Annotated in this window: 8 protein-coding genes; 4 read left to right on the top strand and 4 right to left on the bottom strand. The window is 74.1% G+C overall.

Annotated elements, in window-relative coordinates:
- Both ACFW1I_RS11560 and ACFW1I_RS11555 read left to right on the top strand, forming a co-directional pair.
- A partial coding sequence (locus ACFW1I_RS11560) for an amino acid adenylation domain-containing protein (RefSeq protein WP_384668927.1) occupies positions 1 to 2,039 on the top strand: 2,039 nt, incomplete at its 5' end.
- Positions 2,036 to 3,349: a condensation domain-containing protein gene (locus ACFW1I_RS11555; RefSeq protein ID WP_384668925.1), complete on the top strand. Its 1,314-nt coding sequence runs from the start codon at positions 2,036 to 2,038 to the stop codon at positions 3,347 to 3,349. The genes ACFW1I_RS11560 and ACFW1I_RS11555, both read left to right, overlap by 4 nt.
- Before the next feature lie 6 nt (positions 3,350 to 3,355).
- On the opposite strand, the gene ispH is transcribed toward ACFW1I_RS11555, so the two are convergent.
- Entirely contained in the window at positions 3,356 to 4,240 is an 885-nt protein-coding gene (gene ispH, locus ACFW1I_RS11550) for a 4-hydroxy-3-methylbut-2-enyl diphosphate reductase (RefSeq protein WP_384668924.1), read from the bottom strand.
- 275 nt (positions 4,241 to 4,515) lie between these two features.
- On the opposite strand from ispH, the gene ACFW1I_RS11545 reads away from it, so the two are divergent.
- Complete coding sequence (locus ACFW1I_RS11545) at positions 4,516 to 7,245, top strand: AAA family ATPase (RefSeq protein ID WP_384668922.1); 2,730 nt, start codon at positions 4,516 to 4,518, stop codon at positions 7,243 to 7,245.
- A 17-nt stretch (positions 7,246 to 7,262) separates the two neighbouring features.
- Here ACFW1I_RS11545 and ACFW1I_RS11540 read toward each other — a convergent pair whose 3' ends face one another.
- Together ACFW1I_RS11540 and ACFW1I_RS11535 are read right to left on the bottom strand one after the other, a co-directional pair.
- A complete protein-coding gene (locus ACFW1I_RS11540; protein ID WP_384668920.1) occupies positions 7,263 to 8,108 on the bottom strand; it encodes an alpha/beta fold hydrolase in 846 nt (281 codons plus the stop codon).
- Positions 8,109 to 8,276: 168 nt separating this feature from the next.
- Complete coding sequence (locus ACFW1I_RS11535) at positions 8,277 to 8,687, bottom strand: SsgA family sporulation/cell division regulator (protein ID WP_384668919.1); 411 nt, start codon at positions 8,685 to 8,687, stop codon at positions 8,277 to 8,279.
- Between the two features lie 243 nt (positions 8,688 to 8,930).
- Between ACFW1I_RS11535 and ACFW1I_RS11530 the strand changes: the two genes are divergently transcribed.
- Positions 8,931 to 9,932 carry a helix-turn-helix domain-containing protein gene (locus ACFW1I_RS11530; RefSeq protein ID WP_384668918.1) on the top strand — a complete coding sequence of 334 codons (1,002 nt, stop codon included), beginning with the start codon at positions 8,931 to 8,933 and terminating at the stop codon, positions 9,930 to 9,932.
- Here the strand turns inward: ACFW1I_RS11530 and ACFW1I_RS11525 are convergent.
- Positions 9,870 to 10,697, bottom strand: coding sequence for a helix-turn-helix transcriptional regulator (locus ACFW1I_RS11525; RefSeq protein WP_384668916.1), 828 nt, complete (start codon positions 10,695 to 10,697; stop codon positions 9,870 to 9,872). The two genes, ACFW1I_RS11530 and ACFW1I_RS11525, sit on opposite strands and share 63 nt — an antisense overlap.
- Between the last annotated feature and the right edge of the window lie 34 nt (positions 10,698 to 10,731).

Below are 10,731 nucleotides of genomic sequence, written 5' to 3'. Positions count from 1 at the left end.
CCGTTCCCCGGCACGCCCGGGACGGCCGGATATCCCAGTCCCCCGGTGGTGTCCTCCGCGTTCCCCGCTCGGCGGAACCCCTCCGGAGCGGCACGCCGTCCACACTCGACGGCATCACCCTGAACTGGGAGTTCGACACCGACCTCTTCGAGGACGTCTTCGGCGATCACATGGCGGCAGCCTACGGGTTCCTGCTCCGGTCCCTCGCCGAGGCGCCGGGCGCACCCGTGTCGCGGCTCGCCCTCGTCGACGAACGGGTGGACAACCTCGTCCGCGACTGGGGCGAGGGCCGCCGTGTCGACCCTCCGTCCCCTTGGGTGCCCGATCTTGTCGCCCGGTGGGTACGGGACACCCCGGGCGCCACGGCCGTCGCGGGCCCCCACCCGCTCAGCTACGCCGAACTCGACGCCCGCTCTGGCCATCTCGCTCGCCACCTGCGGTCCCTGGGCACACGGCGGGGGGACATCGTCGCCGTGCGCGTGCCGCACGGGCCCGAGCTCGCCGTCGCCCTGCTCGGCGTGCTGCGAAGCGGCGCCGCCTACCTGCCGTGCGACCCGGCAGACCCGCCGGCCCGGACGACCGCGCTCATGGCGGCCTGCGAGGCGACCACCGTCGTCACCGTCGCTTCTTCGGCCGGCGCCACCCCTCTGGGCTTCCGGGTCGTGGTCATGGAGGAGGTCCCGGTCACGGACGGCGCCCTCCCCGCCGGCGCCGGGACCGACGCCTGCTATGTCATCCACACCTCCGGCAGCACGGGCACTCCCAAGGGAGTGGTCGTCGAGCACCGGTCGCGCGCCGCCCGCCTCGTCGACGACGGGATCACCGCGCTCGCCCCGGGCGACCGGTTGCTCGCCGCCGGGTCCCCCGCCTTCGACCTGGCCGTGCTCGAACTGTGGGGACCGCTCACGGCCGGCGCCTCGGTCCGGCTCCTCGAACGCCCGTGGGACATCGCCGGGCTCGTGCGGGAGCTGCGTTCTCCGGCCACCACGCACGCCTTCCTCTCCACGGGGCTGCTGCACGAGGTGCTGACCGCCGCGCCGGACGCGCCCGCAGGGCTGCGCTGTCTCGTCGCCGGGGGTGACGTGCTGGCCCCCGGGGTGGCGTCAGCCCTGTTGTCCTCCGGCGTCGAGCGGGCCTGGTACGCCTACGGTCCCACCGAGACCACCGTCGTCGTCACCGCGATGCCCCTGGAAGCGTGGGCAGCCGGCCCGGACGAGGCCCGCATCCCGATCGGCCGGCCCCTGCCGAACGCCACCGTGCAGGTCCTGGACGCCCATGGCCTGCCGGTCCCGCCCGGCGCCGTGGGCGAGATATGCGTCAGCGGACCGCTCGTCGCCCGGGGCTATACCGGCGCCACCGGCGGTTCTGACCACGGCGGCTTCGTTCCCCGGCCGGACGGGGCCGGGCTCCTGTATCGCACCGGTGATCTGGGGCGTTGGCTGGACGGGGGGCTGCTGGAGTTCCGGGGCAGGTCCGACCGGCAGGTGAAAATACGCGGCTACAGGGTCGAGCCCGCCGAGGTACGGGCCGGCCTGCTCGCCCTCCCCGGCGTCCGTGACGCCGTCGTGACGGTGGACCGGTCGGGCGGACGACTGATCGCCCACGCTCTCACCGGCCGGAGCGGCGAGGACATCCGGAGGGAGCTTGCACAGCTCCTCCCCCGGCAGCTCGTACCGGCCGTCGTCGTCCCCCACGAGCGGTTTCCCACGACGGACGGCGGCAAGGTCGACGCCGCCGCCCTGCGCGCCGCCCCGGTGTCGGTCCGTCCCCGGCCCGCCGCGCCGCGCTCGCCGCTGGAGGAACGGGTCACCGCCCTCGTCGCCGACCACCTTGGAGCCGTGCCGGGCCCGGACGACGACCTCTTCGCCCTCGGCCTCGACTCCCTGCGGGCACTCGGGCTCGTCCACCGGCTCTCCACCGGCACCGGCCGTCTGATCGGACTCGACGCCGTCCTCGCGGCACCCACCGTGACAGGGCTCGTCGCGGCGCTGGAGAGCGCCCCGACCGGCCAGGACTCGATCAGGAGGGTCGCGCGATGACCGCCTCCTTCGCCCTGTCGGCGGCCCAGACCGCCGTCCTGGAACTGCACCGCGACGACCCCAGCGGCCACCGGCAGGCCACCCACCGCGGGTTCACCGTGTCCGGTCCCCTGGACGTCCCTGCCCTGCGAGCGGCGGTCGCGACCCTCGTCCGACGCCACGAACCCCTCCGGACCGTCTACCGGGGCGGGCCCGTCCCCCTGCAGACCGTCCTGCCTGAGATGCCGGCGCCCGTCGAACTCACGGACGTGGCCGCACGGCCCCACGCCTTCGACCTGGCCCATGGCCCGCTGCTGCGGGTCGCCGTACGGCCGCGGGGTCCGCACCTGCACGAGGTGTCGTTCTTCCTCCACCTGCTCGCCGCGGACGGCTGGTCTCTGCGCGTGTTCTTCGCCGAACTCGCCGCCTGTTACCGGGCCGAGAGAAGCGGGCGCACCCCCGACCTGCCCGAACTCGCGCTGGACTACGTGGACTGGGCCGCGTGGCAGAACGGCGAGCTCACCCCGGAGCGCCGCGCGCACCTGTCGGCCTGGTGGCGGAACGCGCTGGAGGGCTACCCCGTGCCGACGCCGGGAGCGGTGGCCGGGGTCAGCGCGACGAACGTGGGGCGTCGGCTGTCCGTGCGACTGGAGAGCGGCCTGACCCGGGCTCTGCGAGAGACGGCGGCCGCGCGGGGGCACGGACTCTTCAGTGTCTTGGCGTCGGCGTGCGCGGTCGCGCTCAGCCGGCACGAAGAGGAGGACCGGCTGCCACTCGGTCTCGCCGTGGCCAATCGGGACCGCCCGGAAGTGGCGGGCCTGCTGGGCTTCTTCGCGACCTTGACCGTCCTGCCGGTCGACCTGCGTGGCAACCCCGCCTTCGCGGACGTGGTCGAACGGGTGTCCCGCGCCCGGACCGAGACGTACCGGCACCGAGAGCTGCCGCTCGCCGCCATCGCGGCCGCGGTGGCACCGGGGACGCCGCCCGTGCGCGCCCTGTCCCTGGTCCGTGCCTGCTTCGCCCACCACCCGTCCGGGAGTCTCGGCACCCTCCGGCTCGACGGCTGTGCCGTGGAGGAGCTCCCCCTCCCGGACGGGGCGCGCTTCCCCCTGATGGTGCGCGTGGAGGAGCACGCGGATGATTCCTGCACGGTATGGGGGGAGTTCACCACCACCGCGCCCCCGCTCGGCGAGAACGAGGTACGGGCTCTGCTCGCCGCGTACCGCGCCGTCCTGGAACACGTCGCCGCGACGCCGGACGCACCGCTCGCCGCGCTGCGCCGGACTGCCCGCGAGCGGGAGCAGGACGGTCCAGGGCACGGTCCGCGATGACGGGTCTCAGGTGACGTCCAGCTCCCGCGGGAGGGTGAACACCTGCCCTTCTCGGGCCACTTCGACCGTTCTGACCTCGGCATAGCCGAGTCCTGCCAGCGTGGTGAGCACCTCGTCGACCGCCTCCCGGGGAGCCGAAGCGCCCGCGGTCAGACCGACGACCGAGGCGCCCGTCAGCCACTCCGCCCGCACGTCCGGGCCTCCCTCCACGAGCCGGGCGGGGACGCCCGCCGCGGTGGCCACGTCGACGAGACGGAGGGAATTGTGCGATCCGGACGAGCCGACGACAAGGACGACATCGCTCTCGGCGGCCAGCCGACGGGCGCCGGCCTGCCGGTTCTGCGCCGCATAGCAGATGTCGTCACTGGGCGGGTCGACGAGGAGGGGAAAGCGTTCGCGGAGGACTCCGGCCACTCGCGCTGTCTCGTCCACGGTGAGCGTCGTCTGGGCCAGCCACACCACCCGCCCGGGGTCGGTCACCTCGACAGTGGCGGCGGCTGCCGTCCCGGGAACGACGGTGATGCGCTCCGGCGCGATCCCCGTGGTGCCCACGACCTCGTCGTGCCCGGCTTCGCCGATCAGCAGGATGTCGTACCCGGCGTCGGCGTAGGCGGCCGCCTCCCGGTGGACCTTCGTCACCAACGGGCAGGTGGCGTCGACGGTCCGCAGGCCGCGCCGGGCAGCGGCGGCGCGGACGGCGGGCGCGACGCCGTGGGCGGACAGCACGACGACGGAGCCCGGCGGTACGTCGTCGACCTCGTCGACGAACACCGCTCCTCGCCGCGTCAGATCGTCCACCACCCGGCTGTTGTGGACGATCTGCCGACGGACGTACACCGGTGTGCCGTATCGCTCAAGGGCCCGCTCGACCGTGGTGACGGCTCTCGACACGCCTGCGCAGAACCCGCTCGGCGAAGCCAGCAGGACGATCCCTCCGTTCCCCATATGCGCTTCATCCCGCTGATACGGCACGTGGCCTCCTCGAATGTCGTCGGTTCGTGTCGTCGGTGTGAGGAGGGAAGCAGTGCGCCGGCCGCCGGCCGGCTTCGCCGGACCCGTACTGCACGAAAGGGCAGTGCCTCCGCACGGAGGAATGCGCGCCCGTCTCCGGCGCGTCCTGGCCAGGGACGGGTGGCGATCCTGAGAACCAAGAGACGGGACGGAGCATGACCGACGCGATCGACAGCGACCTGGTGGGCCGGGAACCGGAGACGGCCTCCTTGCGGCGACGGCTCACCGATGCCCTGGACGGCACCGGAGGCGCGTCCGTCCTGCTGCGTGGCGACGCCGGCATCGGCAAGACCGCTCTGCTCGACTGGGCGGGGCGGCTCGCGTCGAAGCGGGGCTTCCGCGTGCTGCGGGCCGTCGGGTCCGAGACGGAGGAGGGCCTGGCCTTCGGCGCTCTCCAGCAGGTGCTCGGCCCGCTCCTCGCCGGGTCGACGGCGCTGTCCGCGCCGCGGCGGGAGGCGCTGGAGCGGGCCCTGGGGGTGCGGGCGGGAAGTCCTGCCGCGGGGTTCGCGGTCGGCGCGTCCGCCCTGCCGCTGCTCGCCGCCGCCGCTCGTGAGGCGCCCGTCCTCGTACTCGTGGACGACCTTCATTGGGTGGACGGCTCCAGCGCCGAGGTCCTCGCCTTCCTCGGGCGCCGGATCTCCGGCGTTCCCGTGGTGATGATCGCGGCGACCCGGCCGCGCCCGGACACGGCCGACGACTGGCCCGGGGAGGCCCTGGACATCGCGGCGCTCACCCCCGAGGCCGCCGGGATCCTGCTGCGCCGGCGCCACCCCACGCTGTCGGCGCGGACCGCGGAGCGGGTCCTGGCCGAGGCGGGCGGCAACCCGCTCGCGCTGGACGAGATCCCTTGCCGGCTCCATGCCGACCACCAGCGGGGCATCCTGCCCCTGCCGGACCAGCTGCCGCTCAGCGTACGGCTCGAACGGCTCTTCGCCGAACGGTTGGAGGCGCTCACCCCTGAGGCACGCCGGCTGCTGTTGCTCGCGGCCCTCAGCGGAGGGGCACCCACCTCCGACGTCGGCCTGTGGCTCCGGTCCGAGCCGGACTGCGACACCGGAGCGGTCCTGGACCTGATCGACGGCAGCGGACTGGCCCACGTCGACTCGGCGGGCCGCTTCGCGTTCAGGCATCCCCTGGTGCGCAGCGCGGTGGTGTCCGTGACACCGGCGGCGGAGAAGGCCCGGGCCCACCGTCGTCTCGCGGAGGTGCTCGACGTCCGCGACCCGCGCCGTCTCGTCCACGAGGCGGCGGCAGCGGACGGCCCGGCCGAGGATCTCGCGGCCCGGCTCCAGGAGGCCGCGCAGTACATCGCGCGACGGGGCGGCGACGCGGAGGCCGCGCTGCTCATGGACCGGGCCGCAACGCTGAGCGAGGACGCCGACGCGCGCGTCCGCCGGGTGACCTGGGCCGCGGTGATGGCGGCCCGGGGTGGCCGACTGCCTTACGCCACACGCCTCGTGGAGTCACTGCGCGGTGCCGTCGTCCCGGCGGACGTGGCGCCCCTGTACGGCTACGCCGTCGTGTACGTGGACCAGAGCCACCGCATCGACTTCGCCTCCTCCCTCACGCTGCTTCCCGGTGCGCTGGGCTCCCTGGCCGAGCCCGGCACCGACCCGCTGGGCGGCCTGGCCGAGCAGGTCTTCTTCAAGTTGCTTCTCGCCGCCGTCTACACGGGGGACGCCGGCGCCTGGACGGCGCTGAAGCGGCACGGCGAGCTGATGTCGCCACTCGCCCGGCTCTGTCTGCGTGCCTGGGCCGACCCGCCGAGGACGGCGCACGGTGCCGCGGTCGAACTGGCGGAGCTGGCGGGTGGACAGGGGACGCGCGGCGCGACAGCGGACGCCTGGCTGCTGCTGTGGACGGCCTCGGCCGTCGACACGGCCGAGGCGGAGCTGTGGAGCCACCACACCGGCGGGCACACGTACGCCACCCAGGGCACGATCGCCAAAGTGCGCGCGCACCAGGACTTTCTGACAGGGCGCTGGGACAGCTCGGGGGCGGTGGCCGCCGAAGCGGGGGCCGCGGAGGATCGCGGCTATCACTGCAACGCACTGCTGCTGCGGCTCTCTTACGCGCACTACCTCGCGGGCCGCGGGGACGAGGCCGGGTTCGCCGCCGTGGCGGAGGCCATCGAGCCACGGGCGGTGGTGGCGGGCATGCGGTTCGTGACGGACCGTCTGGAGTGTCTGCGGGCGCTGCTCGCGCTGGCCCTCGGCCGTCCCGAGGAAGCGTACGCCGTGCTGTCGCGCCTGATGCCGGGTGGGCTGCTGCCGCGCGGTCTCGCCTGGTCCCATCTCGCGCTCTTCGACGTGGTGTGGGCGGCGGTGGCGACGGGCCGGACCGGGGAGGCGCGGGCGTACGTGGAAGCCGCACGGGCGGCACGGATCGACCTCGTCTCGCCGCATCACGCTTTCGTGCTCGCGGCGGTGACCGCGCTCGCCGCCGGCGAGGAGGAGGCGGAGGCGTGTTTCGCCGCCGCGTACGGGGTGCCGGGGGCGCGGAGGTGGGTTCCGGAGTTGGCCCGGCTGCGTCTCGCCCATGGAATGCGGCTGCGCGCTTCGGGCCGGGTGCGGGAGGCCCGCGACCTCCTGGCGGCGGCTCGGCAGACGTTCCGGGACCTGGGCGCCGGTCCGGGGGCGGACCGGGCGGCCGCAGAGCTGAGGGCGGCCGGGCAGGCGGGGGGCGGCGTCGGAGACGGGGCCGGTTCGCTCACCGCGCAGGAGCTGCGGATCGCCCGGCTCGCTGCCACAGGCCTCACCAACAAGCAGATCGGAGGGGTCCTGCGGCTGTCGCCACGGACGGTGGGGGCGCACCTCCACCGGATCTTCCCCAAGCTCGGCATCACGTCCCGGGCAGCGCTGCACGCGGCGCTGCCCGAGCCGTGAGCCGGACGGCGGGCGGGTCAGCCGACGCCGCGTACCGCCCGCTGGACGAGACGGGTCACGTCGCCGGGGCGCCCGTACATGGCGAGGTGCGAGCAGGGCACGTCGACGGTGTACGAGCGCGCCCGGTCCGCCTGGAAGCGCTGGAGGCGCGGCGGGATGCCCCGGTCGCGGGTGGCCACGAGGTTCCACGACGGGATGTCGTGCCAGGCGGCGGCGGTGGGACGGTCGGCGAAGGCGGCGGCGCTGATGGGCCGCTGGGTGGCCGCCAGGACGCGGGTGGTCCTGGCGGGGACGTCGCCGGCGAAGACGGAGCGGAAGGCAGCGGGATCCAGATACAGGTCCACGGTGGTGGAACCGTCGGGGGCGAGCACCGGGACGGGGGTGAGGTGAGGCTGGAGCTCGGAGCCCGGGAATTTCGCGATCAGCTCACCCAGCACCTCCCCGGCGTCCGGGACGAACGCGGCGATGTAGACGAGACCCTTGACGTTCGCGGCTCCGACGGCCGCCTCGGTGATGACCGCGCCGCCGTACGAGTGGCCGACGAGCACCACGGGTCCGGGGATCGACGCCAGGAACGCCCGCACGTGGGCAGCGTCCGTGGCGAGTCCGCGCAGAGGGTTGGCGACGGCGCGGACGGTGAGCCCGTCCTTCTGGAGGCGCTCGACGACGGGCTGCCAGCTGGACGCGTCGGCGAACGCGCCGTGGACGAGGACGACGGTGGGTGCGGGACCGGGACGGACGCCCGGTGCGGCTTCGCTGGCCGAGGCGGGGGCGGCGGAAAGACCCACCGTGGCGGCGCTCGCCGCGACAGCGGCTCCGGTCGTCATCACCCTTCGACGGCTCCAGGACTTCGCCTCGTTCATGTGTTCTCCACTCCTAGGGAACGGGGGTTGCGGGGAAACGCTAGGCCGGTCCCGCCGGTCGGGCGTGTCCCCGCGCGCAGAGGTCTGTCCCGGCACTCCACGTTGTGTGCGGGTGATCCCACAGGGGGCGGGCGGCGCCGGTCCGCACCGTGATGCCGGGTCCCGGGGTCAGGCGGGTCCGAGGACGCGGTCGAGGAAGGCATCGAGTTCGTCGCGGAGCCGCTCTTCGCAGCCGTGGCCCCGGGCCATGGCCTCGGCGGCGAAGCGGCGCAGGGGCCTGGTCGCCATGCGTACCAGGCAGGACGTGGCGTCCTGCGTCAGCTCCACCTCGGTCTCGGCGGTGCTGTGGGGCCGGATCCGGACGCTGCCGAAACCGGCCGGTCGGGCGAGTCCCCGCCAGAGGAGGTCGGCGGCGAAGACCCAGGTCACGTCCGGGTGGCCACCGCCGGAGAACAGGAAGTCCATCCGTACCGCCAACGGGTCGGCGGTCGCGCACCGCCAGCGTACGAGGACGGGGGACCACGGGTGGTGTGCCGTCCGCACCGTTGCCTGCACGAACCGTTCGGTCACCTGCCGCACGGAGGGCTCCTTGTCTCGGGGAATCGCGCCAACTGTAGGAAAGCGCCTGGCGGAAACCGGACAACTCGCGTACGTCTGCTTGACTTTGTGTTCCTGAGGAAGAGAAGCCATCTCGGTTGCTGGGTCAAACGACTGATCCGGTCCGGGCCACCCGCTTCGACACTGAGACCGGTCCCGCGGACCGGGGGCGAGCGACCCCTGTGGGGCCGGAAAGCACCTCACCTCGTGTACGGAGGAGTCCCCTTGCGCACTGTCCTGAGTACCGATTCCCTGCCGCCGGCCGCGTGGGCGGCGGCCTGGCAGCGGGCCGTGAGGGACCACCTCGCGCCACTGCGCGTCGCCCCGGTCGAGCAGGCCTCCCCCGGCGGTGCCCTGCGGGCGCGGAGTCTGGGATACGTCCGTGTGGTGTCGGCGGAGTCCGGGCCGCTGCGCTTCAGCCGAACGTCCCGCCTGGTCGGGGACGTCCCGGACGACGCCGTCGTCCTCGCCGTCCAGCACCGGGGGACGGCCGCCCTCGTCCAGGACGGGCGGAGCGCGGTTCTGACGCTGGGGAGCATGGTCCTGCTCGATCTGCGCAGGGCCTTCGTCGTCGAGCAGCGCACGGCCTTCGGGGTGACGATGTGCAGGGTCCCCCGGGCGGCCCTCGGTCCGCCGGGCGAACTGACGCGCCTGGTGACGGGCGCGCCGCTCGCCCCAGCGCCGGGCACGGCCGAGATCCTGGGAGGGCTCGTCGCCGAGCTCACGGAGCGCTCCGGTCCGGCGTCCCCCCGGGTGCGGGAACGGCTCGCGGGTCATCTCGCCGATGTGCTCGCCCTGGTGGTCGAGGAGGCGGCCGAGGACACCGAGCCGGACCACGCACGGCACCACCTGGTGCCCACCGTCCTGCGCTACATCGACCGCCATCTGCGCGACCCGGACCTGACGCCCACGCGCATCGCTGAAGCGCACAGCATCTCGACCCGCTACCTGCACCTCCTGTTCGAGACCGAGGACGCGACGGTGAGCAGGCTCATCCAGCGTCGGCGGCTGGAGGAGTGCGCCCGCGAACTCGCCCTGCCCTGCCGGACGCCTCCATCGGTGTCGTCGCTGGCCGCACGCTGGGGGTTCCAGAGCCCGTCCCACTTCAGCCGGGCCTTCAAGTCCGTGTACGGACACTCCCCCCGGCGCTGGTGGTCGGACGGCTCACCGCCGACCGGGCCGTTCGTCCGGGGCGAGGGCCCGCAGCCGGTGCCACTCGCTGGGTGACAGGCCGAAGGCGTGCCGGAAGCAACGGCTGAAGTGGGCCGGACTCCGGAAACCCCACCGCACGGCGACGGCGGAGATCGAGGCGGCCCGGCCCGTCGACCGCGCCAGTTCGCGGCGGCACTCCTCAAGCCGCCGCCGCAGGACCCACCGGCCCAGCGTGGTGCCCTGGGCCGCGAACAGCTTGTGCACCTGGCTCACGGACACGTGAAAGCGCGCGGCGACCGTCTCCGGGCTGAGGCCGCTGTCGGGAAGGTTTTCGTTGATGTAATACCGGATCCGCGTGGTGAGTTCCTCCTCGTCGTCAGGCCCCGCCCCCGTCGTGGGGGCTGGCCCGGCGGCCATGGTCGTGATCAGGTCGATCGCGAGGCCGGCCATCGTCCGCCGTCCGCGGGCTTCGGAGGGGACACGGCTGTCGGTCATGGCCTCGACCGTGACCGACAGGAGCCGGCCGTGGACCGCGGGCCCGGTCCGGCTCGCGTCGAGCAGAGCCCGACGTTCATCCGCCGGGATGCCGAGCAGCTGCCAGGGCAGGGCGCAAACGTGGAGGCGGAAGGAGCCGTCCGCGCGCAGCCGCCAGTACGCGTCCGGTGCGAGGAACAGAGCCTCGTCGGCCAGGCAGGCCACGGACCGCCCCGCGCGGTGGAGGACGCTCCGGCCACCGGCCTGTACCAGGACGGCGAGCGTGCCGCCCGTGTGCCGTTCCGGCCCGGGCAGCGGCCCGCGCAGCTCCCAGGGCCCTTCGCCTTCCCAGGTTCGGACGGTCATCGCGCCGGACCGCCGCAGCTCCGAGGTGACGGGC

Origin of the sequence: Streptomyces sp. NPDC058955, assembly GCF_042741435.1 — a bacterium.
GTDB lineage: Bacteria > Actinomycetota > Actinomycetes > Streptomycetales > Streptomycetaceae > Streptomyces.
The sequence above is the reverse complement of the archived record's forward strand: the minus strand, read 5'-3'. Positions and strand labels throughout refer to the sequence as shown.

What these genes read in the sequence shown, in the direction of transcription:
- ACFW1I_RS11540 (WP_384668920.1), bottom strand. Translation starts at nt 8,108, where the DNA reads ATGAACGAGGCGAAGTCCTGGAGCCGTCGAAGGGTGATGACGACCGGA.
- ACFW1I_RS11545 (WP_384668922.1), top strand. Translation starts at nt 4,516, where the DNA reads ATGACCGACGCGATCGACAGCGACCTGGTGGGCCGGGAACCGGAGACG.
- ACFW1I_RS11525 (WP_384668916.1), bottom strand. Translation starts at nt 10,697, where the DNA reads ATGACCGTCCGAACCTGGGAAGGCGAAGGGCCCTGGGAGCTGCGCGGG.
- ACFW1I_RS11555 (WP_384668925.1), top strand. Translation starts at nt 2,036, where the DNA reads ATGACCGCCTCCTTCGCCCTGTCGGCGGCCCAGACCGCCGTCCTGGAA.